33 protein-coding genes are annotated in these 26,593 nt (G+C 42.4%); 24 read left to right on the top strand and 9 right to left on the bottom strand.

Going from position 1 to position 26,593, the window contains the following annotated elements; all coding sequences use genetic code 11:
* Positions 1–13: 13 nt before the first annotated feature.
* The 24 genes from DX873_RS07185 to DX873_RS07080 all read left to right on the top strand — a co-directional run bounded on the left by DX873_RS07185 (position 14) and on the right by DX873_RS07080 (position 17,207).
* The gene (locus DX873_RS07185; protein ID WP_067035970.1) at positions 14–2,002 is read left to right on the top strand and encodes a heavy metal translocating P-type ATPase; all 1,989 of its coding nucleotides are present in this window, start codon (positions 14–16) and stop codon (positions 2,000–2,002) included.
* Positions 2,003–2,040: 38 nt separating this feature from the next.
* Entirely contained in the window at positions 2,041–2,475 is a 435-nt protein-coding gene (locus tag DX873_RS07180; protein ID WP_067035967.1) for a Fur family transcriptional regulator, read from the top strand.
* Between the two features lie 124 nt (positions 2,476–2,599).
* The gene (locus tag DX873_RS19150) at positions 2,600–2,728 is read left to right on the top strand and encodes a hypothetical protein (protein ID WP_258537667.1); all 129 of its coding nucleotides are present in this window, start codon (positions 2,600–2,602) and stop codon (positions 2,726–2,728) included.
* A 37-nt stretch (positions 2,729–2,765) separates the two neighbouring features.
* The gene (locus DX873_RS07175; RefSeq protein WP_067036942.1) at positions 2,766–2,975 is read left to right on the top strand and encodes a hypothetical protein; all 210 of its coding nucleotides are present in this window, start codon (positions 2,766–2,768) and stop codon (positions 2,973–2,975) included.
* 43 nt (positions 2,976–3,018) lie between these two features.
* Positions 3,019–3,819, top strand: coding sequence for a cation efflux transmembrane domain-containing protein (locus DX873_RS07170; protein ID WP_067036940.1), 801 nt, complete (start codon positions 3,019–3,021; stop codon positions 3,817–3,819).
* Positions 3,820–3,855: 36 nt separating this feature from the next.
* The gene (locus DX873_RS07165) at positions 3,856–4,767 is read left to right on the top strand and encodes a cation diffusion facilitator family transporter (RefSeq protein WP_083158134.1); all 912 of its coding nucleotides are present in this window, start codon (positions 3,856–3,858) and stop codon (positions 4,765–4,767) included.
* The gene (locus DX873_RS07160) at positions 4,764–5,768 is read left to right on the top strand and encodes a sodium:calcium antiporter (protein ID WP_067036935.1); all 1,005 of its coding nucleotides are present in this window, start codon (positions 4,764–4,766) and stop codon (positions 5,766–5,768) included. The genes DX873_RS07165 and DX873_RS07160 overlap by 4 nt, the downstream gene beginning before the upstream one ends.
* Positions 5,765–5,938, top strand: a complete 174-nt coding sequence (locus tag DX873_RS18855) for a hypothetical protein (protein WP_166247885.1) — start codon at positions 5,765–5,767, stop codon at positions 5,936–5,938. Before DX873_RS07160 ends, DX873_RS18855 begins: the two co-directional genes overlap by 4 nt.
* Positions 5,939–5,952: 14 nt before the next feature.
* Positions 5,953–6,129, top strand: coding sequence for a hypothetical protein (locus DX873_RS18850; RefSeq protein WP_162987829.1), 177 nt, complete (start codon positions 5,953–5,955; stop codon positions 6,127–6,129).
* A gap of 275 nt (positions 6,130–6,404) precedes the next feature.
* Positions 6,405–7,247 carry a universal stress protein gene (locus DX873_RS07150; RefSeq protein ID WP_067036932.1) on the top strand — a complete coding sequence of 281 codons (843 nt, stop codon included), beginning with the start codon at positions 6,405–6,407 and terminating at the stop codon, positions 7,245–7,247.
* A gap of 362 nt (positions 7,248–7,609) precedes the next feature.
* Positions 7,610–8,809: a di-heme oxidoredictase family protein gene (locus DX873_RS07145; RefSeq protein ID WP_083158133.1), complete on the top strand. Its 1,200-nt coding sequence runs from the start codon at positions 7,610–7,612 to the stop codon at positions 8,807–8,809.
* Positions 8,810–9,250, top strand: coding sequence for a QcrA and Rieske domain-containing protein (locus DX873_RS07140; RefSeq protein ID WP_067036929.1), 441 nt, complete (start codon positions 8,810–8,812; stop codon positions 9,248–9,250).
* Complete coding sequence (locus tag DX873_RS07135; RefSeq protein WP_067036927.1) at positions 9,240–10,454, top strand: hypothetical protein; 1,215 nt, start codon at positions 9,240–9,242, stop codon at positions 10,452–10,454. Before DX873_RS07140 ends, DX873_RS07135 begins: the two co-directional genes overlap by 11 nt.
* A 146-nt stretch (positions 10,455–10,600) precedes the next feature.
* Complete coding sequence (locus DX873_RS07130) at positions 10,601–10,972, top strand: ArsR/SmtB family transcription factor (RefSeq protein WP_067036925.1); 372 nt, start codon at positions 10,601–10,603, stop codon at positions 10,970–10,972.
* Between the two features lies 1 nt (position 10,973).
* The gene (gene merTP, locus DX873_RS07125; RefSeq protein WP_067036923.1) at positions 10,974–11,597 is read left to right on the top strand and encodes a mercuric transport protein MerTP; all 624 of its coding nucleotides are present in this window, start codon (positions 10,974–10,976) and stop codon (positions 11,595–11,597) included.
* Positions 11,598–12,944: a dihydrolipoyl dehydrogenase family protein gene (locus tag DX873_RS07120; protein ID WP_067036921.1), complete on the top strand. Its 1,347-nt coding sequence runs from the start codon at positions 11,598–11,600 to the stop codon at positions 12,942–12,944.
* A gap of 16 nt (positions 12,945–12,960) precedes the next feature.
* Positions 12,961–13,584 carry a class I SAM-dependent methyltransferase gene (locus DX873_RS07115; RefSeq protein ID WP_067036919.1) on the top strand — a complete coding sequence of 208 codons (624 nt, stop codon included), beginning with the start codon at positions 12,961–12,963 and terminating at the stop codon, positions 13,582–13,584.
* Position 13,585: 1 nt separating this feature from the next.
* Positions 13,586–13,801 (top strand): GDCCVxC domain-containing (seleno)protein, encoded by a 216-nt coding sequence (locus DX873_RS19080; protein WP_083158132.1) that lies wholly within the window; start codon positions 13,586–13,588, stop codon positions 13,799–13,801.
* 66 nt (positions 13,802–13,867) lie between these two features.
* Positions 13,868–14,230: a metal-sensitive transcriptional regulator gene (locus DX873_RS07105; RefSeq protein ID WP_067036917.1), complete on the top strand. Its 363-nt coding sequence runs from the start codon at positions 13,868–13,870 to the stop codon at positions 14,228–14,230.
* 154 nt (positions 14,231–14,384) lie between these two features.
* Complete coding sequence (locus tag DX873_RS07100; RefSeq protein WP_116183711.1) at positions 14,385–14,654, top strand: thioredoxin family protein; 270 nt, start codon at positions 14,385–14,387, stop codon at positions 14,652–14,654.
* A 17-nt stretch (positions 14,655–14,671) separates the two neighbouring features.
* A complete protein-coding gene (locus tag DX873_RS07095) occupies positions 14,672–15,541 on the top strand; it encodes a hypothetical protein (RefSeq protein ID WP_083157918.1) in 870 nt (289 codons plus the stop codon).
* A 25-nt stretch (positions 15,542–15,566) separates the two neighbouring features.
* Complete coding sequence (locus DX873_RS07090) at positions 15,567–16,052, top strand: heavy-metal-associated domain-containing protein (protein WP_067028999.1); 486 nt, start codon at positions 15,567–15,569, stop codon at positions 16,050–16,052.
* 5 nt (positions 16,053–16,057) lie between these two features.
* Complete coding sequence (locus DX873_RS07085; protein WP_166247886.1) at positions 16,058–16,399, top strand: mercuric transporter MerT family protein; 342 nt, start codon at positions 16,058–16,060, stop codon at positions 16,397–16,399.
* Positions 16,389–17,207, top strand: a complete 819-nt coding sequence (locus DX873_RS07080; protein ID WP_067028995.1) for an NHL repeat-containing protein — start codon at positions 16,389–16,391, stop codon at positions 17,205–17,207. Before DX873_RS07085 ends, DX873_RS07080 begins: the two co-directional genes overlap by 11 nt.
* 25 nt (positions 17,208–17,232) lie before the next feature.
* On the opposite strand, the gene DX873_RS07075 is transcribed toward DX873_RS07080, so the two are convergent.
* From DX873_RS07075 to DX873_RS07035, 9 genes are all read right to left on the bottom strand, one after another.
* Positions 17,233–17,739: a hypothetical protein gene (locus DX873_RS07075; protein ID WP_116183710.1), complete on the bottom strand. Its 507-nt coding sequence runs from the start codon at positions 17,737–17,739 to the stop codon at positions 17,233–17,235.
* 199 nt (positions 17,740–17,938) lie between these two features.
* Complete coding sequence (locus DX873_RS07070; protein ID WP_067035861.1) at positions 17,939–18,391, bottom strand: pyridoxamine 5'-phosphate oxidase family protein; 453 nt, start codon at positions 18,389–18,391, stop codon at positions 17,939–17,941.
* Between the two features lie 174 nt (positions 18,392–18,565).
* Positions 18,566–19,759 (bottom strand): phospholipase D-like domain-containing protein, encoded by a 1,194-nt coding sequence (locus tag DX873_RS07065; protein ID WP_067035864.1) that lies wholly within the window; start codon positions 19,757–19,759, stop codon positions 18,566–18,568.
* A gap of 2 nt (positions 19,760–19,761) precedes the next feature.
* On the bottom strand, positions 19,762–21,021 hold the full coding sequence (locus DX873_RS07060; protein WP_067035866.1) for an MFS transporter: 1,260 nt from the start codon (positions 21,019–21,021) through the stop codon (positions 19,762–19,764).
* The gene (locus DX873_RS07055) at positions 21,021–23,171 is read right to left on the bottom strand and encodes a copper-translocating P-type ATPase (protein ID WP_176712428.1); all 2,151 of its coding nucleotides are present in this window, start codon (positions 23,169–23,171) and stop codon (positions 21,021–21,023) included. The genes DX873_RS07060 and DX873_RS07055 overlap by 1 nt, the downstream gene beginning before the upstream one ends.
* A gap of 17 nt (positions 23,172–23,188) precedes the next feature.
* On the bottom strand, positions 23,189–23,482 hold the full coding sequence (locus tag DX873_RS07050) for a phosphoribosylpyrophosphate synthetase (protein ID WP_067035869.1): 294 nt from the start codon (positions 23,480–23,482) through the stop codon (positions 23,189–23,191).
* Between the two features lie 3 nt (positions 23,483–23,485).
* Positions 23,486–24,139: a hypothetical protein gene (locus tag DX873_RS07045; RefSeq protein ID WP_067035872.1), complete on the bottom strand. Its 654-nt coding sequence runs from the start codon at positions 24,137–24,139 to the stop codon at positions 23,486–23,488.
* Positions 24,136–25,029 (bottom strand): ribose-phosphate pyrophosphokinase, encoded by an 894-nt coding sequence (locus tag DX873_RS07040; protein WP_067035874.1) that lies wholly within the window; start codon positions 25,027–25,029, stop codon positions 24,136–24,138. Before DX873_RS07040 ends, DX873_RS07045 begins: the two co-directional genes overlap by 4 nt.
* Before the next feature lie 11 nt (positions 25,030–25,040).
* The gene (locus DX873_RS07035) at positions 25,041–26,543 is read right to left on the bottom strand and encodes a thymidine phosphorylase family protein (protein ID WP_067035877.1); all 1,503 of its coding nucleotides are present in this window, start codon (positions 26,541–26,543) and stop codon (positions 25,041–25,043) included.
* Positions 26,544–26,593: the final 50 nt, after the last annotated feature.

The following is a 26,593-nucleotide window of genomic DNA, read 5'->3' as shown; positions in this document are numbered from 1 at the left end:
AACGATTAATAATATGAATGACAAGGAAAAACATAGTAATGACGATGGCCACAATCACGACCACGGTGGCATCTTCGGCAAAAACACCGAACTCTATTTTGCTATATTAAGTGGGGTCACACTAATAACAGGTTTCCTATTGGAGAAATTTACAGGGGTTTCAGAAAACATTCCTTTTGGACTCTATATTGCGGCCTACTTTTTTGGAGGTTATTTTACCCTGAAGGAAGCTATTAGCAAAGTGGCCAAGGGCGAATTTGAAATCGATTTCCTGATGCTGGTCGCGGCTGCGGGGGCGGCCTATCTGGGCGAATGGGCAGAAGGTGCCTTGTTGCTTTTCCTTTTTAGTCTGGGTCACGCATTGGAAAACTATGCAATGGGCAAGGCAAAAAAGTCCATTGCGGCACTGACCGACCTCGCCCCAAAAACAGCCCTTCTCAAGAAAGATGACGATACCGTTGAAGTGGGTATTGAAGAACTACAGGTGGGCGACATCATCGTGGTGCGCCCCAACAGCAAGATATCCGCCGATGGTGTAATTGTAAAAGGTAACAGTAGTGTTGACCAGGCACCCATTACCGGGGAAAGCGTTCCGGTGGACAAAACACCAATAGAAAATCCGGACAAAGAGTATACCTCAAAAAGCAATATTCCCAATGAGAACCGTGTATTTTCAGGAACCATCAATGGCAACAATACCCTTGAAATAAAGGTAATCAAAGAGGCAAAAGATTCTACCCTCAACCGCTTGGTCACTATGGTTCAGGAGGCTCAAGACCAGAAATCGCCCACCCAGTTGTTGACCGACAAGTTTGAGCGGTACTATGTGCCAGCGGTCATTATACTGGTCGTTGCACTGAATTTTGCTTTTTTGGTCATCGATGAACCGTGGAGCGAAAGCCTATACCGTTCCTTGGCGGTATTGGTAGCTGCAAGTCCGTGCGCGCTCGCCATTTCGACGCCATCTGCTGTATTGAGTGGTGTGGCAAGGGCTGCGCGTGGCGGGGTCTTGATAAAAGGCGGTCGCCCATTGGAAGATTTAGGGGTGCTTACCGCATTGGCCTTTGACAAGACAGGAACGCTTACCGAAGGAAAACCAAAGCTTACCGACGTCGAAAGTTTTGGCAGTATAGATAAAAAGGAACTGTTGGAAATCGCGATTGCGGTTGAGGAACTGAGCGACCACCCCCTGGCAAAGGCAGTTGTACGGGACGGAATGGAACGGCTCGGGAAGGACACAAAGATTCCGGATGCCGATGATTTGGAGGCCGTACAGGGCAAGGGCATAAAGGCAAACTATCAAGGGAATTCCATTTACATTGGTAACCTGGAACTCTTCGAGGATATTGATAAGGGCGTACCCGACGATGTATCAGAAAAGGTAAGAGCGCTTGAAGGGGAAGGAAAGACCACGATGCTAATAAAAAGGGGCAATGAATTTATAGGGATGCTGGGGCTGATGGACACCCCACGGGAAAAAGCCAAGGAAACCCTTGCCCAACTAAAGGAAATAGGCATCAAGAAAATGATAATGCTTACGGGCGACAACCAGAAAGTGGCAGATGCCGTAGCCGAGGAAATTGGGTTGACCGAAGCTCGCGGAAGTCTGCTTCCCGAAGAAAAAGTGGAGGCCATCAAAAAACTTGCGGAACAGGAAAATAAACTGGCAATGATAGGTGATGGGGTCAATGATGCCCCTGCTATGGCAAACAGTACCGTTGGTATTGCAATGGGTGCGGCGGGAAGCGACGTGGCTTTAGAAACCGCAGATATAGCACTAATGGCAGACAAACTGGAAACCTTGCCTTTTGCCATCGGTTTAAGCAGAAAAGCGAAGGCGATAATCAAGCAAAACTTATGGGTTAGCTTGGGGGTTGTTGCCCTTTTAATTCCTGCGACAATTATGAGTTGGGCAAGTATAGGGATAGCCGTGGCCATTCACGAGGGCTCTACGTTGGTAGTGGTGGTCAATGCATTGCGTTTGCTCGCCTACAAAAAATAAATTCAATAAAGGAGATTGCCTTTGAATCAAGGTTAAAAATGAACAAAACGGAAAAAATATTGTCGAATTACGGTATTCGCCCTACTCAAATGAGGTCCAAGATATACAGGTATCTGAGAAGGAAGCAAAGTGCCGTGTCCTTTTCCGACTTGAAAAAGGTCTTTGCTGAAAAGAGCGAAACCAATAAGACAGCAAACAGAACGACCTTTTATCGCAACCTTAAGATTTTTGAGGATAAAGGACTTATTCATCAGATAAATGATGGAACCGGAGTGGCAAAATTTGCGATTTCCGGTGAAAATGCAAAAGGTGAATACGGTTCAGATTTACATCTGCACTTTCATTGTACCGAATGTAAGAAAACAATCTGTTTGCCAAATAAAATACCGGAAGAAAGTTTACCAGCTGATTATAAAATAAACGATGTCAACCTGGTATTAAAAGGAATATGCGTGAAATGTAAGAAAAAATAACAGGTGGGAGTTCCAGAACTTTGAACCCTTGCGCCCAAGAGTCAAGTTCAAGGTTCTTCCACCTTATTTAACCAAAAAAATACAACTATAGAAAAATATGATATAACAATTATTGGTTTGTGTTTTGGCGATAATGGAATTCAGGGCAGCGGCAGAGGATATCGCACGGATGCCCCATTGGCATCCCACATTTTCAGAAACCTTTAAGGAAGCCTTTCTGGCCGCTACCGAAGATAGGGCATTGCATATATAAATATTGGGGCAAGTAATACCATATAAAATATAAGATGATGAAGAAAATTCAAAAGCTAACCCAGGAAATCAACGAATTGACAGTAAGGATTGAACACGAATATCCCGAACTCTATCGGTATTTGGATGAGAACCCCATAACGATTCCCGTAGATGATGAAGCAAAACCGACCATTAAATCGTTCGCTGATTATTTGGAGAGCTTAAAATCGATTTTGGAAAAATATATGGAATCCCATAATAAGTAAAGAGTGAAAAGACCAAACGTAGAATTTAATACAGATTATTTAAATGTCCACCATAAACAAAACCACTTTTAAGGTAAGTCAAATGGATTGCCCTTCAGAAGAACAGATGATAAGGATGAAACTGGAGTCAAACCCTCAAATCAAATATCTGGACTTTGACATTCCGAATAGAAAGTTGGATGTGTACCATCAGGGGAATGCCCAAGAAATAAACGTGGAATTGGGTGCATTAAAGCTGGGGGAAAAACTTTTGGGAACAGAAAAGGCGGAAACACCTATTGCCGAAGACGAGACCAAACAAAAGAAGATACTCTGGTGGGTCTTGTACATCAATTTTGGGTTTTTCGTTATCGAAATGACCACGGGTTGGATTTCTTCCTCGATGGGCCTTATTGCGGATTCACTAGATATGCTAGCCGATTCCATTGTGTACGCGTTGAGCCTTTTTGCCGTAGGCGGCGCTATTTCCAGAAAAAAGAAAGTGGCGAAGTTCAGTGGCTATTTTCAAATGGCCTTGGCCCTGCTGGGATTTTCGGAAGTCCTGAGAAGGTTTTTGAGCAGTAGTGAAACCCCTTTGTTCCAATGGATGATAATCGTTTCCATTTTCGCCCTTATCGGCAACCTCGTTTCCCTATGGCTGATAAACAAGGCCAAAAGCAAGGAAGCGCATATGCAGGCAAGTGCCATCTTTACCTCAAACGACATTATTGTGAACGGCGGGGTAATACTGGCAGGGGTGCTGGTTTATTTTTTAGACAGTAAATGGCCCGATTTGGTCATAGGCGGTATTGTATTTGCCTTTGTGATGCGAGGAGCCATTAGAATTTTAAAATTGTCCAAATAACGTATTGGGAAGAAAAGAAATAGCAAAAGAAAGATTTTGGAAAGGAATCCAAATGCCATATCCCGAATAGGACTCAAAACTACCCTCGTAGGTATTTTGATCAGTGCATTATTGGCATTGATCAAAGGTTTGGGCGGGGTGTTCGGGCATTCTTATGCCCTTATTGCCGATGCGATCGAATCCGGGGCGGATGTGCTGACATCCGCACTATTATGGGCCGGGTTGAAATGGTCGTCAAGGCCACCGGATGAAAACCATCCCTACGGACACGGTAAGATAGAGGCCCTGGTGGCGGTGGGTATTGCTATAGCCCTAACCATTGCAGGTGGTATAATCATAAGGGACAGCATCGACCATATTCTGGTACCCCACAAAACTCCTGCACCCTTCACACTCTTCATACTGGTATTTGTTGTCCTCACGAAAGAGGCGTTGTATCGTTATGTCATGAAAACAGGTGATGAAATCAATAGTTCGGCCGTCAAGGCCGATGCATTTCACCATAGGAGTGATGCCATTACGTCGATAGCCGCTTTTATAGGTATTTCCATAGCATTGATCGGTGGCGAAGGGTTTGAGATAGCGGATGATTTCGCGGCACTCATTGCAGCGGGCATTATTCTGTTCAATGCCTATAAAATAGCTAGGTCATCGGTAAGGGAGTTGCTGGACGAAGCTGTTGAGCCCGAATTTCGAAATGAGGTTATCCGACAGGCCGAAGCCGTTCCTGAAGTGGTAAGGGTAGAGCGCTGCCATTCCCGAAAGATGGGAACGGCCTTTCATATCGATATGCATATTTGGATCGATGGGGAATTAACTGTGACCGAGGGCCATGATATTGCACACAAAGTAAAGGAGAGATTGTTCAGGTCATATTCCGAGATACTTGACGTGCACATCCATATCGAACCTAGCAAAGAGAGAAATGTTAAAATGACAGAATTATGAACAGTTGGCTATGGGTACTCGTTTTGGGCCTAGCGGCCTGGGCAGCACACTGGGGTGCGGATCGATTGTTGACCCCTTTAAAGTTGCTCCGCAAGCAATGGGGCCTTACCGCTTCCGCTGGAGCCGCTTTTCTTGCCTTTGTAACGGCAAGCCCTGAAGTTGCCATAAATATTACCAGTGCAGCTCGGGGAGTCTCCAATATTGGCCTGGGAAATTTGTTGGGTTCCAATATTATTTCCATTCCCTTAATGGTGACCATAGCTTATTTTGCTTCCCGGAAACAGTTCAAGAACAACAAGGAACATCAAGAGCATCTTGATAAAAACGTTCTGGCATTGAACAAACGTTCGGTTTCCGTACTGTCCCTTCCATACTTGGGCATTATCGCCCTTGTGGCCATTTTGACCTTGCCAAAGCCCTGGCGCGGGCTACAACCAATAGACGGGTGGATTATGCTGGTCGCTTATGCTGCCTTTTTGACTCACGCAATCATAAAAGGCAAGGAAAAGGGCAAAAAAGTAGAATGGAACAAAAAACAGGTCTGGTTATCGATTGCCGGGGCCTTGGCCATAGCAGTCGGAGCATTTTTCATAGTGAAGGCGACCGAAAATATTGTTTCTGCCCTAAATATTTCTGAAATCGTGGGAGGCCTTTTCATCACGGGCATAATGACCACCGCACCGGAAATATTCAAGACCTGGAGCGTGGTAAAAGGGGGAGAGGTGACTGCGGGTACCACCAGTGTTATAGCGGACAATGCCGTAACGATGACGGTGGCATTTTTTCCGCTGGCGTTGGTAACCACCCCCATTGAGGATTTTGAACTGTTCTGGGTCAACCTGGCCTTTGTCGGGCTTATGCCGCTGCTTTACACACTATTTGTGCATCAAAGCAAGGAACTGCACGGTTTCTCTCGTTGGCAAATTTTTGTGTTTGATGCTGCCTATGTCGCCTATTTACTGGTCATGGTTTTTTTCGTGTTGAAACTTTTTGATAGATGAAAAAGGAACTTTTTAAAGATTGCTCGATGAGGCTCAATATGCTGGATGAAAACATCCACAAATTGGCCGTAAAGTATGCTGAAGAATACTATATAACAAACCAATGCTCCAAGGAGGAAGCCCTTGAACGCGGTATTGTAAAAGCAGAGATGGAAGGGCGAAAGCTCTAAAAAAAGTATAGAATATGGACTGGACATTTGAAGATTTCAAAACAAAGCTTGATGGCCTACAGCCGTCAGTTCGGAAGAAGGCCCTCAAAATTGCGCAAGAATTGGTAAAGGAGAATGGGTATTCTCGTGAGAAGGCCATTACGGAGGGAATCAAACGTGCAGAAGAATGGTTTTATGACCTTAGGGGATAGCATTGGTGCGTTAATTTAAGTAAAGCACAGTACATTATGTCACGGGAAAGGAGAAAGCGGAGACTAGAGGAAAAAAAGGGTAATTCAATAAACAAAAAAGTGAGAACCAGAAAGGAGAAAGCGTATTGCCTGTTGGTTTTTGTGGCAATGTTCCTTGCGGTGCTGACAATTGCCTTTCTAGATGCAATTCTATATGGTTTTTACCTGCTTTTCAATTGAATAATTAAACCTAAAAAGAAAGATTAATGAAGTCAAATCAATAAAAACAAAATGATATGAAAGATGACGGAATTTTAATACCTGTAGATTTCACAGAGGTTTCAGAAAATGCGGTGAGCTATGCTATTGGGCTAGCACAAAAATTGAAATCAAAACTGGTTTTTGTCCACGCCTATTCAGTGGCATATCCATCCGGTACGCCCATCGGGATGGCAACTATGGCACACAATGTAACAGATACCACAGCATCACAAGAAAAAATCAATAAAGAAAAATTGGATAAGTTTCTAAGAGGCTTTCCTGAACTGGACAAGTTGGAATTTCAAGCAATGATCGGTTTCGGGGCAACGGTCGATGTGATTTCTGGCCTAGCTAAGGAAATAAATACCAGTCTTGTCGTTATGGGTACCAAGGGTACGGCTTCGGGATTTGATGAAATTTTTATTGGAACCGTTACCGAAAAGGTGACACAAAAGGCACCTTGTCCAGTACTGGCCGTACCTGAAGATGCCAGCTATACTGCATATAAGCGTATCGGGGTCGCAGTGGATACGGATAGTATGGATAATAGAATAGATTTTGAAATGTTGTCCAAATTATTGGAAAACTATAATGCACAATTGCACTTTGTACATATAGCGGACAAACAGGAAAGGGTGCCGGAGAAAGCATTTATTCGTGAAAGATTTGGCAAACTTCTTGTACCTAATCAATGGTCTTTTACAGTTATCGAGGAAGGCAAACCCGAAGAGGGTATCGATGAATTTTTGACTGAAACCCCAATAGACCTATTGGTTTTGCTTTACAGGGAACACGGATTTTTTGAGGCAGTTTTCAAAAAGGGGCTAAGAAAAAAAATGCTGTATGCCTCCAAGGCCCCATTGCTGATAGTTAAGTAGCCCTTCTACTTATGTGCTCTAGTAAATATTAGTTTTCGCTTACTACGCGAAATTATCGTGCTCATTCTGGAAGCTAGTGGACTTGCCACAATGTGGGAGGCCGTATTTGCCGATGTGGGAGTAGCGTTATTGGCAATATTCAATGCGGTTCGATTGCAGAAGATGAAGTGGACTTAGGAATAGTAAGTATCGAAATATAAATTTTCATTCTGACCAACGCACAATTTCCCACAGTACGGGATTTGCATAATTAAATCAACAACCCTTTTAAGATGTAAACACTTCTTTCTTGATAAATTACTATAAATAAATTTAGACTAAACTAAAAATATATTTATATTTACAAAAATATAAATATAGCAATGCCTAAAATTATTCAATTTTACATTGGTCTGTCCTTAATCGCTCTACTTGGCTGTGAAAATTTCGGCCCCGAAGAACCTATGGAGTTTGAGTTATTGGATGGGCCGTTGGATGGATTGTCCGTTAGTGAGCAACAGCGTTTTTTAGCCGGGGATATTGCCTTTAACGATGATGTTTTTACCGTTGAAAAAGGCCTTGGTCCCTTGTTTGTTGGCACCAGCTGTGCAAGTTGCCATTCAGGGGATGGAAAAGGTCACCCATTTAATCAACTTATTAGGTTTGGTAACAATGATTTGACCATACCCTCGATGTTATCCTTTGGTGATGGCAGGAACCAGATTCAAAATAAAGCCATACCGGGTTTTGAACCGGAGACCGTGCCGGAAGGCTTCCCATTTTCCATTTTGGTCGCTCCGGCGGTGACGGGATTGGGTTTGTTGGATGCTGTCTCTGATGCGGATATTTTGGCTCACGCAGACCCTTCTGATGAAAATCAGGACGGCATTAGTGGAAGGCCTCACTACAATATTCCTCCTGAATTCACCAAGATTCGGAATAATAGTGTTCCCCAGGGAAACAATTATATCTTCAGGTTTGGAAAGAAAGCGGGTAGTTATGATTTGTTGCACCAAAGCGTCAGCGCATATAACCAGGACATAGGAATTACATCCCTTTATGACCCTATAGACCCGTTCAGTGGACTTGAAGAGGATCCTGAAATAAGCACCCAGACCTTGAACGATGTCGTTTTCTACCTTAAAACCTTAAAAGCACCAATTCCCAGAAATCAAACAGACCCCGATGTAATTGCTGGGAAAGAACTCTTTGAATCTGTACAATGTGCTGTCTGTCACACACCCACGTTGACCACAGGATTTTCCCCAATTGAATCGTTATCCCTTAAGGAATTTCATCCCTACACGGATTTGTTGTTACATGACATGGGGCCTGAATTGGATGATGGATTCACCGAAGGAAATGTCGGGACTTCTGAATGGAGAACCCCACCGCTGTGGGGAATCGGTTTATCGGCCAATTCCCAAGGCGGGCAAATGTTCCTGTTACATGATGGAAGGGCTTCGAGCATTGAAGAGGCAATTGAATTGCACGGCGGTGAGGCCGATAATTCAAAAGCCCGGTATTTGTCCCTGACCCCAAAAGAAAAATCACAACTGATAAAATTCATTAATTCCCTATAGGTGCATAGAAAAGATTTTATTAAACAATTTGGATATCTGATTGCAGTCCTGCCAGCTTCTTCCGCTTTGCTCAGTAGTTGCGCAGGCCTGTATTATGCTTCCTTTGTTGAAGAAGGGAGAGTGCTACGAATTTCAAAGGGTGAGTTTCAACAGGTGAAAGGGGGAAAGCAGATTGAACGTGATTTCGTAGTCATCCAGAGCGATTCCATGCGATATCCGATCGGAATATTCAAAACACAAAACAGTAATTATCTGGCCAGTTTGATGCAATGTACCCATAGGGGCTGTGAACTCAACATTGGCGGCGGCATATTCAACTGTCCATGTCATGGCAGTGAGTTCGACCGTTCAGGCAGGGTTTTAGAAGGGCCGGCCGAAGAAAACCTAGAATCATTTGAAATAACCACCGATTATGAGAATATCTATGTGCATGTCCGGTAAAATATATGTGGCCTTTGTCTTAATGAACGTCTGCGTTTTAACCCTTAGCTCGCAAACCATCGATAGGGACAGTATTCGGGAATCCATGAATATGGATGCGGTTTATGACCGTCCGTTTTTGACTTTCGATAAATTTCCAGTCAATCTTGGTGGTTATCTTGAGGCGAACTCAATCTACAGTATTGAGGACGGATTGTCGGAGGGGCTTTCTTTTCAGGCCCGAAGATTGACCCTTTTCGTTTCGGCGTCCATTTCAAAGCGCATTAAGTTCTTGACCGAACTGGAATTTGAAAACGGGACAGAGGAAATTGCCATTGAATTCGCCTCAATGGACATTGCCTTGCACCCCTTGTTGAACCTTAGGGGAGGCATCGTACTGAATCCAATAGGATCCTTTAATCAAAATCACGACGGACCAAAATGGGAGTTTGTCGAGCGGCCAGATGTCAGCACCAATTTGTTGCCCGCCACTTTCTCCAATGCCGGATTTGGTATATATGGAAAGGCATATAAGGGAGCTTGGACCTTGGGCTATGAAGCATACCTCACCAATGGCTTTGATACAAGCATTATAGATAATGAGGAAGAAAGGACATTTTTGGCCGCAGTCAAGGAGAATTCCTCGCGTTTCGAGGAGAATTTTAGCGGCAATGCGCTCCTCAATGGAAAGTTCGCCATCAAGCACAGAAAATTAGGAGAATTGGGCATTTCCTATATGGGCGGGGCATACAACAGGAAAGAAGTTGATGGGCTTCAGGTTGATACAAAATCAAGAAGGGTAGATGTTCTTGCCCTGGATTTAAATACTGCCATTAAAAAAACGGGGACAAGGTTTATCGGTGAGATGGCCTACATATGGGTCGATGTTCCGGACACTTTTACGCAGCAATTTGGTGATCGGCAAGTTGGTTTTTTTGTGGACATTGTTCAACCGATACTAAGTACCGCAGTATTGGACTGGGAAGATGCCATACTCAATCTATCGCTCAGAACGGATTATGTGGATTACAACATTGGCAGGTTTGCCCAGACCAATACGAATATTGGGGATGATTTATTCGCAATTACACCTGCAATAAGCTTTAGGCCCGCACCACAGACCGTTCTAAGGATTAACTACAGATACCAGTGGCAACATGATATTCTCAACAATCCATCCTCAAGAACCGCTACATGGTATTTTGGATTCAGCACCTATTTTTAATAAAATATTCTACAAAGCTGCTTTGATTTCATACCGGGTAGAATGTACTTAAGTAAGGTGTGATTTTAAAAGAGCATCGATGGATAGTATTATTTAAGTATTTGCTTAAATAATTATATTAATATATCTTTGTCAAAAACAGTACTATGGCACTTGAATTAAGTTGTACACGCGCCGAGGCCGACCAAAAGCAACTAATGCGTTGTCGCGAAACCTTAGGAACAAACTCAGAGGCAATTTCCGAAATCAGCAAAATACTCGCGCTGGCCGGTAACGAAACACGGTTAAAGATATTATTCCTGTTATATGAGGAAGGTGAGCTTTGTCCCTGTGATTTTGCCGATATACTTGAAATGAGCGTGCCCGCAATTTCACAGCACATACGTAAAATGAAGGATGTGGGACTGATTGTTTCGAGACGTGAAGGGCAAACCCTGTATTATTCATTGGTCCAGAATCATAACGAAATATTGGAAAATGTGTTTATTAAAATTCAGAAAAATAAAAAGGTAGCATAAAATGGAAACAGGAAAAACCTCGAACAAGGTAGCCTACGCAGGAATATTGACGGCCATGGCGGCATCAATATGTTGTATAACCCCGGTTTTGGCTTTGATTGCAGGAACCAGTGGAATCGCATCCACGTTTTCTTGGGTGGAACCATTTCGGCCTTATCTTATCAGCAGCACTATACTCGTATTGGTCTTTGCCTGGTACCAGAAACTACGACCAAAAACACAGGAGGAAATTGACTGTACCTGTGAGGATGATACAAAACCCTCCTTTTGGCAATCCAAAAGCTTTCTTTTAATAGTTACGGTTTTCGCGGGATTGATGCTGGCGTTTCCATATTACTCCAATATGTTTTATGCACAGCCGAGTAAGGACATTGTCTATGTCTCGCAATCCAATATTGTAAAGCACACGTTTAATGTTGAGGGAATGACCTGCGCAGGGTGTGAAGCCCACGTAGAGAGCGAGGTCAACAAATTGGATGGCATATTATCCGTCAAGGCCAGTTACGAAGGTGCGAATACCCTAGTGGAATATGATAAGACCAAAACCGATTTGGCCGCAATCCAAAAAGCGATAAACAGCACAGGTTATAAAGTAATCGATGGTGAAAACAAAGAAAACGAGTAGATGAAAAAGTACGATGTTTTTGTTATCGGTTCCGGGATGGCAGGGATGACCATTGCCAATAAATGTGCTTCCAAAGGCCTTAAGGTAGGCATTACTGACGAACTGCCCTACGGTGGAACCTGCGCGCTAAGAGGTTGCGACCCCAAAAAGGTAATCATCGGTGCGACAGAAGTAAGGGATTTTGCAATACGCTTAAAGGATAAGGGTATCGATACGGTTCCCAATGTCAATTGGCGGGATATTATGGCCTTCAAACAATCCTTTGTGGATGCAATGCCGCCCAAAATAGAAAAAGGATACAGGCATAATGATATAGACACCTATCATTCTTCGGCAAAATTTCTGTCCAAAAATACCCTACAGTTGGGAACAGATACTATCGAAGCCGACAAGATTGTGATTGCAACGGGCGCAAAACCAAGGGTACTGGATTTTGAAGGTGGGTACTTGGCACTTTCGAGTACCGATTTCCTCAATTTAAAGGAGCTACCCAAATCCCTGCTCTTTATTGGCGGAGGTTACATCGCCTTTGAATTTGCACATATCGCCGCCCGTTGTGGTGCCGATGTAACTATTGTACATAGGGGCAAACGACCTTTGGAAAACTTTGAACAGGATATTGTAGTACACTTGATAAATGCCACGAAGGAATTGGGAATAAAACTGGTTCTAGCGACCGAGGTTTCTAAAATCGAAAAGAGAGATAACCACTATACAGTTAAAGGAACTACCGACGGTAAAGAAATGACATTTAGAACGGAAACCGTTTTCAATTCGGCCGGTCGCCCGCCTGCAATTTTTGATTTGGAGCTGGACAAGTCCGGAATATCCTTTTCAAAAGAAGGGGTTGCCGTCAACGAATATCTTCAAAGCGCATCGAACCCAAATGTTTATGCGGCCGGAGATGCGGCAGATTCAAAAGGACTGCCCCTGACACCTGTTGCCGTTATGGAAGGACATATTGTAGCTTCGAATATCATCAAGGGGAACACGAAAAAAGTGAGCTATCCACCTATGCCCTCCGTAGTTTTCACTTTGCCAACATTAGCAGCCGTAGGTCTGACCGAGGCAGAGGCCAAATCACAAAAAATCGAATATCAGGTCAATTATAACGAGGTGGGCAATTGGTTCAACGCAGAGCGGTTGAATGTTAAGGAATATGCCTTTAAGACTATTGTCGATAAAGAAGATCATACGATACTGGGAGCACATTTAATTGGTCCCAACGCCGAGGAAACCATCAATTTGTTCGCAATAGCGATAAAGACCAAGATGAGGATCAACGATTTAAGGACTATGATTTTTTCTTATCCAACATTATCCTCGGATATTCCCTATATGCTTTAACAAAATATCAAAATTTATGAAAAGTGATGAATACACTAAAAAGCACTGGGAAGAGGTTTATACCGGAAAAAGTGATGAAGAAGTAAGTTGGTTTGAAGGGAAACCCTCGACTTCATTGGATATTATAGCTTCCCTTGACTTACCCAAAGATAGTTCAATTATTGATATTGGCGGGGGGAACTCAAACCTTATCAGTCATTTGTTGAAAAATGGCTATAACAACCTGTCCATTCTTGATATTTCAGAAAATGCACTTCAGCGTACCAAATCAAAATTAGGCAAGTCAGCCACAAAGGTGCAGTGGATAAATTCGGACATATTGAATTTTGAACCGACCCAAGACTTTGAGTTATGGCACGACCGGGCTACTTTTCATTTCTTCACACGGGAAGAAGATATCTTAAAGTATATTGACATACTAGGTCGTTCCCTTAAGACGGGAGCGTATTTTATACTGGCAACTTTTTCGACCACCGGCCCAAAAAGATGTAGTGGATTGGAGATTGCCCAATATTCTCCTGAAAAACTAAAGGAATTGTTTAAAGTAGATTTCACCCTATTGGAATCCTTTGAAAAAATTCATAAAACCCCTTTTAAAACAGAGCAAAATTTTATTTATAACCTGTTTCAGAAAAAATAATATGGACTACGAGAGAATCCTTTTAAATTCAACCATTACCTGTCCCGAATGTGGACATACGAAAGAGGAGGAAATGCCAACAACGGCCTGTCAGTTTTTCTATGAATGCGAAAACTGCAATCAAATATTAAGACCAAAGGAAGGCGATTGCTGTGTCTTTTGCTCTTATGGGACGGTAGTCTGCCCACCAATACAAGAAGGCTCTGGTTGTTGTTGAATAATTTCGGGATAAATTTGTAGAGCACCCCCAGTACAATTATATATTGCCAAAATTTTAAAATCGATGATACCACGAGATTTAAGCAAGGACATAAAAAAGAGGTTGCAAAGTATCAATGGGCAAATTGGTGGCCTCATTAAAATGCTCGATGAAGATACAGACCCAGAGAAGATTTTAATACAGTTCAAGGCAGCACAGAAAGGATTGGATAAAGCTCATTTTCTGTTACTGGACGAAGTTTATCGAAAAGCTTTGGCCATAAAAATATCTGAAACTGTCGAAGCCTGCCCTGGAAACTGTGGCAATGAAGGCCGTATCGAATTTATAAGAAAACAGTTTCCAGATTTGGAATTGGACAGCCTAACGGAAAAGATGAGGGAGATAGATGCACTAAAGGCCAAGCTCGAAAACCACAAAAATGCTTGACCCCCGCAATCACAACCGATTTGATGGCCTGCACGACGCGGGCCATTTTTTTGAAATTTTATTTGGAGACCACCCTACCCACCAATCTACCTTTGATTCGTTGTTTGAATTCAATGACGCGTAAAGAAATTTTAAATAGTTAAAAAACAGAAATATGAAACGTCAAGTAGAAGTTTTTACGGCCAATTGTCCGGTCTGTGACCCAGTGGTCAAAATGATAAAGGAAATGGCCTGCGATAAATGTGAGGTAACCACATATGATTTGGTCAAGCAATGTGAAGACAAGACCTGTCTTGATAAGATGGATGAATATGGCATAAAGAAAGTTCCCGCTGTGGTAGTGAACGGTGAGCTCTTGGAATGCTGTAAGGATTCGGCTATCACCGAAGTGAAATTGGTAGAAGCGGGAATCGGACAATCCTAATTATAATGTGTTTGAGTATGATTAACAAAGTATTCCCTAAAATATCATTGAACATTCCCTATCTCAAATTGATATTGTTATTGGCCATATCAGGATCGGCGATGGCCCAAGGCCACGGCCCACTCTATGGGCTTCAGACACCGACCCTTGCCAAAGGTGGGGTCGATTTGAACGTGGCGGGAATGAGCCTAAGTACGGAGACCGAAACGTCCTATATGCTCCGCTATCTGTTTTCCTATGGCATTACGGAAGACCTGCAGATAAACCTGACCACCCCCACGATGATAGAAAGGTTGGGTGATGCACCGAGGACACGGGGCAACAGCAATATGCCCGCCAACGGGGATATTGAGGCTTCCCTTTGGTACCGGTTTTTCTCGAACGCCTTTGGGGTTGGAAAACGCTTTGAGTCCACCGCCATCGTGGGCGTTTCTGCGCCGACGGATGATGTCAGGGGACAGGCCAATGTGGGCAACTCGGTACACGCGGCCATTTCAACGGGCTATGCCTCGCGCACTTGGTATGGATGGATCGGTGGCGGATACCAATATTATTTTGAGAAAGGTGGCGAACAATTGGGCGACCTGCCCTACGCCAGTGCGGTAGTGGGGTATCGCCCCAATATATTTATGGGCGATTACCCAAAGCCCGATTGGCGCATTTTCATAGAATCATTGGCCGAATTCCCTGGCGACAATAAATTTGAGGGGCAAATGGACTTTACAGATTCGCGCAGTACAAAAATACTGGTCGGGCCCTCTTTTCTTGGACTATATGGCGCTTGGGGAATATCGTTCGGTGCGATGTTTCCGGTCGTACAGGACTTGACACTTGGGGCAGTGAAAGAAAGGTATCGATTGGCCATAAACTTAAGCTATTGGTTATAAAGCAAGAATTTTAAAAATGTATAAAATGAGAAATATATTTAGAATTATGATGATAGGTCTATTCGGAATTGGCACAGCATCGGGGCAAATTACCAAAGTTGACCAAGAAGTTTATGGAATGGATTGCGCCCCTTGCGCCTATGGCCTAGAGCGGGGACTGAAAAAGATGGATGGGCTTCAGGAAGTGCGTGTCAGCCTCAATGACGGAAAGGCATATATGGGATTGGCTGCCGAGAACGGACTTAAATTACGTAGCATTCAGGAAGAGGTAAAAAAGAACGGTTTTTCGGCAAAAAAAGCTGAAGTGACCCTAATTGGAAACGCAACGAAAGAAGATGGCCAATGGTACATTGAGACCGCTAATGAACGATTTTCGGTATCGCAGGATACGCCTACGGCGTTGTTACAAAAATTAACCGTTGGAACAGCAAGCATAAGCGGAACGGTGCAGGATGAGGAAGATGATAACCTCTCTGGCCAATGGTCCATCGTACTAACCAAAATCGAATAGATTTTATGAAGACTATTTCCAAAATGGTATTGGGAAGCAGCTTGGTTGCCGCCCTTCTTCCCTTGATGTGCTGTTTTTTGCCTGCTCTGCTATCGGTCGGCGCGGGATTGGGTTTCTTGGGCGGAAGTTTTGAATGGGTACATCCTGCCCAACCCTTTCTGACCACATTTTCGGTCGGAGCCCTTGGGTTTGCCCATTTTAAGAATTTTAAAAGTTCAAAAAAATGTAGTGGAGGGGAATCCTGCCAAAACGACAAAAGTAAACGTACCATCAATACTTGGTTTATGTGGACATTTACCTTGCTGATTCTTGCTCTTATGATTTTAAACTACTGGTATGAACTTTAGAAAGTTATTCATTTTTTCGGTTTTTGCTTTGGTTCTTCTCACATCCGGTTGTGAAAGAACGAAAGAACAATGGCAGTTCGAACGGAAAATTATACTTCCCAAAGAAGCCCGCCCCTTGGCTTTGGCCAAGGACGAGGAGGCCATTTGGTTTTCAGATCCGGATTATTTCCGCTTGTATAAAATCGACCTGAATGGAAAGGTGTTGGATTCCATCACGAGGATACAACGGCCGATGAACATCCATATGGATAAGGAAACACTTTACATACCCGAATTCTTGACCGACACCATCTGGCAATATAAAAAAGGTAAAACCAGTCCGTTGAAAATCAACAAACGGCCACAGGCCCCGGCGGGTGTTTCTGTATATGGGGATACCATTCTGGTAGCCGATTTCTATAACCATCGTATCATCGTTCAGACACCAAATTATAGCTATACTATTGGAAAGCAAGGCCATAATGAGGGCCAATTGTATTATCCAATAGATGTAAAACTAAAGGATGGTAAGGTATTCGTGGCCGATGCGTACAACCATCGGGTTCAGGTCTTTGATTTTGAAGGCAATCATATTGTTACGATCGGCCAAAATGAAAAAATAAACGTGGCCTCTGGCATTACTTTGAGCACTAATGAATTAGCTATCACCGACCAAGAAAATAACCGGATATTAATTTTTGATTATCAAGGAAAGTTGCTGCAAATATTAAAGGAAGGCATTTTCTATCCAACAGATATTCACTTTGACAAGGGAAGGCTTTTCATCGCCAATTTCAAGGACAATTCTATATCCCTTTATGGCAGGTAATATCAATTGGATATTTTTATAAAAGCTATCTTATGCGTTCATACTCCGTAAATTCGAACGTAGTCTCGCCATTTTCGTTTTTATCCGATTCACTTCTGACAAGTAATTGTTGGGCATTTAATTGAATTACAATATGGTATTCACTTGTATTAGAATTAACATGGCTCAGTTTTCCTGATTCTTCGAGAGACCAAGTGCCAATTTCAGTGAAAGTTTTTGATATCTGGCTATGACAGGCAATTGCCCCGATTCCCCAGAAATAGCGGTTATCTTCTTGCTCGTTACCCTTAACATATCTGAGAATATCATCTTTTCGGCAATTTTCGAATTGGGCAAACAAATCTTCCAAGGGCTCCAATATGCCCAATGAATCATTTGGTTGCCCTCTAAATTCTGCAATCCTTTTCCAATCTCCTGCTAAATTATTTTCGGTAAACAAAAGGTTGACTTGTTGTGAACTTTGGTCGTCTTTTTTGCAAGACCACATAACCAACAAGGAAAGTGACACTATGTAAATTGTTTGTTTTGGCATTACTTGATTGATATAAAGTTACATCTTATCCTAACATTTAGTACATCTATTTTACAGAACTATAGTTAGATAGGTTCCAAGTTGTTTTAAATGGCCATTCACTATATAATTTCAAAATACAAATAAGATTCTCGCATTGGAATTTAGACCTATTGGGTTGTCAAGGCCAAAAAAGTCTATCCAATTAGCGATGTTGCCTTTACGTTTCCCGTCGTTTTCCTGAAATCTCAAGTATTTTGACCTGATAGACAATCGGATTTCCCCTTTCGTATAATTTGCTCGAAAATTCATTGATAAACTCAACCTCTCTCCGTTCTTTTCTACGGATAATGCTCTTCACGCCTTCGGTAAAAAGGTGTAACTTTTGTTTGGCAATATTGCCCTCAAGTTCTTCGAATGTGCCGTGCACCATGGCCGATTCCCAATTGAACATCGATTGTATTTCTTCTACCTGTACGGTAACCGAGTTGTTATTTCGCATCGCATTGATTTTATGGCCATCCGAGGTATAGCTAATGATCGTATTGTCGGCAGGATCAAAATAATAGGTGATGGGAATCAAATAAGGCTTCCCTTGCCATAGATAGGCCAAGTGGCCGAGGTAATTGTTTCTGAGGACGCGCTCAATCGCACTAGTTGTTAAATCTGTCATTGCTATTGTTTTTGAATATTACTGATTGCTTATGTGTTTTTCAAAGTGTAGTTTCCACTTGTATTCCATCATCGATTATATATTTCCTTTTTTAAGTTGTTGTGCCTCATGATTTATCGCCTTGTCCGTACAGACAGATAAAGAGGCGAAACCATTTAACCACTTGCCAACATATTATAACCTATAATTTTTCAAAAACCTTAAATGCGGAAGAAAGGTTAGAAAAAGCATGGCTGTGCGTACCATTTGGTAAGAAATCCAATTACCCAACTTATTGAATATACCGGCTCTTTGTCTTAGACTCCCCTTTGTAATTTCGCTACACTGGCTTATAACCATTTCAAAGTCGGCCCGAAGAATTTTGGCAAAATTGACCGAGTGAACTTCTACGTTCATTTCAATACTGCCATAACAACTAAGACTGTTCAAGTTAAATGAGCCTATGGTAGACCATTTATTATCTACTACCGCAGCTTTACCGTGTACCACGGATTTGTTCCACTCATAGATTCTCATATGGTGGTCTAGAAAAGAGGAGTACAAATGTTCGGTAGCCCTACGTACCAAAGGCACATCGCTAATGCCCGCTAAGATCACCGTTGTTTTTATTCCTCTTTTACAGGCCTTTTTCAATGCCTTTGCTATTCTGCTTCCAGGCAAAAAATACGAGCCTATGATAACTATTTCCTTTTCGGCATGAATGAAGGCGTTCGTGTAGGCATCACAGACTTCCGTTTTTTGCTGTAGCCAGTCGTTCTGTAAAATTCCCACGAGTGCCCTACCTGCCGAATGTAACACGGGTGGTATTTTTTTTGAGCTTCCTTTTTTGAAAAAATAGTCGCTACACAGTTTTTGAAGATTTTCAGCTGCCGGGCAATTCAACTGAACGGCATAGTCCAACCAAGGTTCCGAACCTGTGGTTCCGTGGTATTTATTGGCAATATTGATTCCGCCTATCAACGCTATTTTTTCATCGGCGACCGCAATTTTATGATGCATCCGCCTGCCGATATAAAAATTGTTCAAGGAGAATAAAGGCGAAAAAAAACGAAGTAAAATACCATGCTGTACCAAATCCTGGGCAAAACTATCGGGTAATGCAGCGCTACCATAGGCATCCAATAAGACATATACCTTTACTTTTCGTTGAGCGGCTTTCTTTAAACAGGAGGCTATACGGTTTCCCGTGTCATCGTTTTCAAAAATGTAGGTCTGTAAATGGATTTCTTTTTCTGCCCTATCGATTAACATTTCCAGCCTTAAAAAATAGTCTTCTCCCGAACGGACCAATTCAACATATTTCGAATTGTCAACAGCATTTTGAAGTGCTGTTTTACTACGTTTTCTAAGTGCATATCGATGGTCCATCGCTACCCTTTTTTATGCTGGTCGGCCAATAATGGCCTGTCAATCCCTTTATTTGGTCGATTCAAAAAATAAACCAGTCCCATAGCACCCAAAATGGTTGTACCGGCAATAATAAAAGGATAATAAAACCCTCCCGCTATTAGCCAAGTCCCCAATACCGGACCCAAAATTTGACCGATACTATTCGTGGAACTTTGAATGGATATATTCCTTCCCGTGTTTTCCTTGGAAATCAAAGAAACTGCCGAAAGCAGGTTTGGTGTTACCATGGCTCCCCCTGCTGCGAAAATTATTATAGTAACATAAATGTATAGTTCACCGCTCACAAAAGGGAAGACAACTAGCGAAACACCGGAAATCAATAACCCCAATGTTATTTGCTGTTTCGAGGTCAGCATTTTTTCTCCATAGGTCGCAAATACAGGCTGTAAAACTGCCATAACGGAACCACAAAGCATAAAACCAATACCCACCTGATTGGTTGTAAAGGCCAACTCATCCTTCCCATAAATTGAAAACACGGTCTCAAACAAGGTAACCACGAACTGCATCACAAAGGACAAGAGCAACAAAATGATAAAATAGTTACTCAGGGAAAAACTGAATTTGACTGCCTCAGAAGCAATACGATTTTTTATTTCGGTATTCTTCAGCCATTTTATGATTATCAGCAATACCACAAAGCCCAAAAGAGCTGCCAAAATAAAGGGAACCGAAAAACGGTCTAAGTGGAACACTCCAAAAGAGTATGTATAGTGTAGGTTCGTTTGCGACAGAAATCCCCCCAGAACAGGGCCAAATATCACACCGGAACTGATAGCGACCCCAGACCAGGCCATTATTTTGGTCCTTCGCTTTTCTGAAGTGATATCACTTAAATAAGCATTACTGACAGGAATAACCGCAGACGTAAAGATGCCCCCTATGATACGGGCTATATATAGCATCGACAGGGAAGTGGCAAGACCCGTTAGCAAGTTCATCACGACAAAACCTACAAGCCCCAATAGTATTATAGGTTTACGGCCGTATTTATCGGAAAGCTTGCCCCAGACGATAACGAACAAGAGCTGGAACAATGGATAAATACTGGTTAACATTCCGATATGGAAGTTGATAAGGTCCGTATCCAGATTGTCTTTTAGAGCCAGTCTTTCCGTGTAATAGGGCAGGGTAGGCAATAAAATACCGTACCCGAGCATTACCACAAATAAACTTAACAGCACTAAAAATATCCTGTTAAGTTTGTCCTTTCTATTCATTACTTTTTCCCAATTTTTCTTTTCAACAATTGGGCGTTAATGGCTACAATAATGGTGCTCAAACTCATAAACACGGCACCAACTGCGGGACCCAGTACAAAGCCTGATGAGTACAAAACACCTGCTGCCAATGGGATGGCGACCACGTTATAGCCGGTGGCCCATATCAAGTTCTGGATCATCTTGTTGTAGGTGGCCTTGCCGAACAAAATCAAATTGGCAATATCCTGTGGGTTACTGTTTACTAGAATAATGTCGGCAGTCTCCGCAGCGACATCGGTGCCGGAGCCCACAGCTATTCCAACGTTGGCTTGTGCCAATGCAGGTGCGTCATTGACCCCATCGCCCGTCATGGCCACAAACTCTCCTTTGCTTTCCAACTCTTTTACGATTTCCACTTTTTGATGGGGTAGTACCTCGGCATAATAGCCATCCAACCCTAATTTATCGCTAACAGCCTTGGCGGTTTTTTCATTGTCCCCGGTGGCCATCAAGACTTTGATGTTGTTCTTTTTGAAAATTTTGATGGCTTCAGCGGATTCCGGTCTAATCTCATCCGCTAAGGCAATATAACCGACCAATTTTCCATCGATTAGAACAAAAACCACCGTTTCAGCGGCATCGCTATAGGCATCTTCAGGAATTGCAATTTTTTCATCCCTTAAATAACCCGGACTTACTACTTTCACTTGCTTACCTTCCACATTGGCCTCTACACCTTTACCAGTAATGGCATTAAAGTTTTTTGGTTTCGGGATTGTAATATTATCTTCTTTGACCTTTTTTATGATTCCAACTGCAATAGGATGTTCCGAGCTCTGTTCCAAGGCACTTGAAAGCCTTAAGATTTCTTCTGTTGAATATTCTTGTTTAACCGATTCAACTCTTGTGACACCAAAATCACCTTTGGTCAATGTTCCGGTTTTATCAAACAACAAAGCTGATATTTTTCGGGATTCTTCAAAAGCCGTTCGATTTCTTATCAGTAAGCCATTTTGGGCGGATACTGCGGTAGATATAGCGACAACTAACGGAATGGCAAGTCCTAATGCGTGTGGGCAAGCGATAACCATAACCGTTACCATTCTCTCCAAGGCATATACAAAAGGGAAGCCTAAAATCAACCAAACTGCCAATGTGCCAAAACCAATTGCCAGGGCTATGTATGTCAACCATTTTGCCGCCCTATCGGAAAGGTTCTGCATTTTAGATTTGGTCTTTTGCGCTTCCTCAACCATTGTGATTACTTTGTTGAGATAACTGTCCTTTCCGGTATGTTCTACCTTAACCTTTAAGGTGCTATTGCCGTTTACTGAGCCTCCAATTACTTTGTCGTTCTCATCTTTTTTCACTGGCTTGGATTCCCCTGTAAGCATTGATTCATTTAAGTAACTCGAACCATCTACTATAATCCCATCAGCAGGAACTTTTTCACCTGGCTTTACTAAAATCACATCGTCTTTTAACAAATCTTCCAAGGGAATATCTTCTATAGTATCACCCTTTACCCTGTGGGCTTCGGCGGGCATCATACTTACTAATAGCTGTAAGGCTTTTGATGCACCTAGCACACTTTTCATTTCTATCCAATGGCCTAAAAGCATAATTGCGATCAGTGTTGAAAGTTCCCAGAAAAAATCTTCACCTCTTAGTCCGAATACTGTGGCAGTACTATAAAAGTAGGCAACGCTTATGGCCATGGAAATTAGGGTCATCATTCCAGGTGCACCCTTTTTGACCTCTGACCAAAAACCTTTTAAGAAAGGCCAACCTCCATAGAAATAGACGATGGTAGATAGTGCAAATAGGATATATGGGTTTCCTGGTAAGAGAAATTCATATCCGAAAAACTCCTGTATCATTGGCGAGAAGAACAATATGGGAATGGTTAGCACGAGCGTTACCCAAAACCGTTTTCGAAAATCGGCAATCATCATTTTGTGATGGTCGTGACCCATTTGACCGTGACCTGGATTATGACCTGAATGGTCGCCAGAACCGTGATCCATTTTACTATGATCCATCTTGCTATGGTCGTCCGATTTTGGGTCTTCCATTTTCGAGTGATCCATTTTTGAATGGTCATCTTTGTCGTGATTCATTTTAGAATGGTCCATTTTTTTGTTCTTTTGCTCTTCGTGATTGTCCATAGTATTCTATTTAAGGGTTATCGTAATTTTTTTCGCATTGCTTCCGAGATATTTTCAGCATAGACCCCATAGGCATCTACCAAAAGCCCCTTTATACCATCTTTTGATGAAATGGCATAAAGAACACTGTTATCGTCCGTACTGCTCATACCTTCAAAACGATGGGTTTCATCCACATCAAATTCTTCGGGATGGATTTCCAATTCCAATGAAGCACATTTTATACAGTCGGGGGCCAAATTGAAATCATAGGTATATCCCCTGATCTGTAAGTCATTAATTGCTTCTGATAGGGTGTCATAGTTTCTCATAATTTATTGTTTGTATGTCATCGTAAAATAGCTGCCGTCTTTCTCGGTAAATTTCTGGAATGATAACAAGTTCTCACTTGTAAGTTTTTCACTTGCAACATAGTCCAATTGTTTAATTCGTATACCAATGGCATAGGCCTTAATATTGATTTTGGATTTGATTGTTTTCCCATTTCCGTTAGATTCCAACACGCGGTCATAAATTTTAATCTTACTGTTGGAACCAAAGAAGTTCAACAATCCCGAATCAAAGCTCATTTCGAGTTCAACATTCTCTAAGTTCCCAAGGTCATAGAGTTCCTTGAAATTTTTGGACACTGTATTGATTTCGGTTTCCTTGGATTTTGGCTTTGAAAAAGGGAAGGCCATTACTATAATACTGGATTCATCCGGTTTGCATCGGTAAGTGGTGGTATATTTATCGGTCGGGGTGCCTTTTTCATCAAAAAGCTCGGTTGTGACAACAATTTCATAGTAACCATTGGCTTCTTTTAGCTTTCCGGCTTTAAAAGTTTGCTTGTTCAGAAAGTCTCCATTTTTATCAAAATTTTCCCGTACCACCAATCTATCGGACAATTGTCCAATCAACATTTTATCTTGTGGGTATGCGGAAAAAATCATAAAAACGTATACTATTAAGTGCAATCCTATTTTCATATGTGGTGCATCAACTCTTTTACTTCCTTGGCGATCACATCGCTCAAATCAATTTTATTTGACTGGTGTGGAATCGTGTTGCAGGTAATGATGTCCTCCACATAAGCGTCCCACAAATCTTGATAGGCATTTCCTGAAAATACGGCATGAATGCCAATGCATATTGCAGGTTTCATTCCCGCACTTTTCAAATGCTCCGTAGTTTCTATCATGGTCCGGGCCGTAGAAATGATGTCGTCTACTAAAACTGGCGTCGCTTCCTTATATTTATCTACATCGGGAACGGAAACTTCAACATCACGGTCGCCATGGCGGACCTTTTGTAACACCGTGAAGGGTACTCCCGCTTTTTTTGCCACATCGGAAACCCATTGCTCACTTTCGGAATCGGGCCCGATAAGTACCGGATTATGAATGTTCTCCTTGATGTATTTGGAGATTTCGTCCGCTGCATGAATGACCCTGTTCGGAATGTTGTATACCTCGCCCAACGAATGTATTCTATGTAGATGCGGGTCAATGGTCGTGATGCTATCTGCAAAACCAGAAATCAATTTTCCGAAAAACCCAGAAGTAACCCCTTCGCCCTTATGAAAAACCTTGTCTTGCCGCATATAGGCCAAATAGGGAGCCACCAAGCATGTGCACATCGCGCCCAAAGATTTTGCGGTGTGGCTTAAAAAATACAATGGCAATAGTTTTTCATCGGGTTCGTGCAAGGTGCAGACCATGATTACACATTTGTCTTTTACATCGGAAAGGATACGCGTGTAGGATTCCCCATCCGGAAATTTGCGTATGGTACATTCCCCGATTTCCGCTTTCATTTTCTCTGCCAATAATTCCGTGAGTTCTTGGTTTCCCAGAAGACTGAATAATATAGTTTTCATTTGTCCTTTTTTTATTCTATTGTTATAATATCGTCATGGTTCTCATAATATTCCAAGGCATAATTCAACTCACCTTGCGATTCTGCAAAGAGCGTATACAGCAACTGGCCTTTTTCTATTTCATCGTTCAAATGAACGTTCAGTAAAATACCGGCAGATTTTGATTGGGGCGCACCTGAAAGTTTGGCGAGTTTTGCAATCTTTCTATTGTCAATACGCCGTAAAACACCTGTTTTTTTGGCTTTTATTTCGAATTTATAAGGTTTTAGGAGAGGTTGTTTAAAATTACCTTGGGCTTTACAGATAGCGAGAAATTTGTTATATGCCTTACCTGATTCCAATAGCCCTCTGGCGGTTTGCTTTCCTTTTCCCGATTCGATTTCGCCAGAAAGCTCTAACAGCTCGCCCGCCAACAGAACTGCCCTTTCTCTTAGGTCTTTCGGTGCATCAACTTCATTCTTGAGTACACTAAGGATGTCCATTGCTTCAAGGGCTGGACCAATACCTCTGCCGACAGGCTGTGTGCCATCTGTAATAACTACTCTTGTAGTAAGGCCAACAGCTTTGCCCACGACTTCGAGATGTTCCTTAAGCTTCATGGCAGCGTCATTGGTACGAACCTTGGCCGTTTCGCCGACAGGAATATCAATGACCACATGGGTAGAACCTGCTGCCGCTTTTTTGGAAAGAACCGATGCAATCAACTGCCCTTCGCTATCAATATCCAAGGCTTTTTCAATTTTGATGAGCATATCATCTGCCGGACTTAATTGGGCGGTACCCCCCCAAACAAAACATCCGCCTTCTTTTTCAACAACTGCTTTGATTTCTTCCAAAGAAAGGGTAACATTGGTCAATACCTCCATGGTATCGGCTGTTCCTGCCGGGGAAGTAATGGCTCTCGATGATGTTTTGGGCATGGTAAGCCCGTAGGCTGCAACAATGGCTACAACGATGGGTGTTGTTCGGTTTCCTGGCAAGCCACCGATACAATGTTTATCGACTACGATTTTTTTGTTCCAATCCAATTGTTTTCCAGAAGCTATCATGGCTTGTGTGAGATTCGAGATTTCATTGACATCCAATCTATTTCCGGCACAGGCCGTAATAAAAGCCGAAAGATGAATGTTGGAGTAATCTCCTTCAACAATATCTGTAATGATTTCTTCGAAGGCCGTATAAGCTAGTTTTTGATTGTAGATTTTGGCCCTTACATGGCTTAACGAATCTATAGGTTCCAAGTGCGACACCCTTAGTGTTTCATTTCCGGACACTTTTAATTTTTTCGCCGCCGCTTCCGATAAGCCTATCTCTCCGGCTAGCAGCACATCCGACGTTATTACATTAAGACTGGCAACGATGGAAGTATTGAAATTGGATACCCGGATTCTGGTTAATGCTTCAAAACCTTCGGAAACACAGACATGGCAATCTTCCCGCATATAAACCACATGTTCGTTCTGTGTATAAATGCCCAAGTGTTTATATTTTAAAGTACTCGATTTTTCTTCCATAACCTTTTCGTTATTTTATTTTTAATAGTGTTGGTGATGCCACCAATAGT

The sequence above is a fragment of the Flagellimonas nanhaiensis genome, assembly GCF_003382275.1.
Lineage (GTDB): Bacteria > Bacteroidota > Bacteroidia > Flavobacteriales > Flavobacteriaceae > Flagellimonas > Flagellimonas nanhaiensis.
This window is presented reverse-complemented; position numbering and strand designations above follow the sequence as displayed.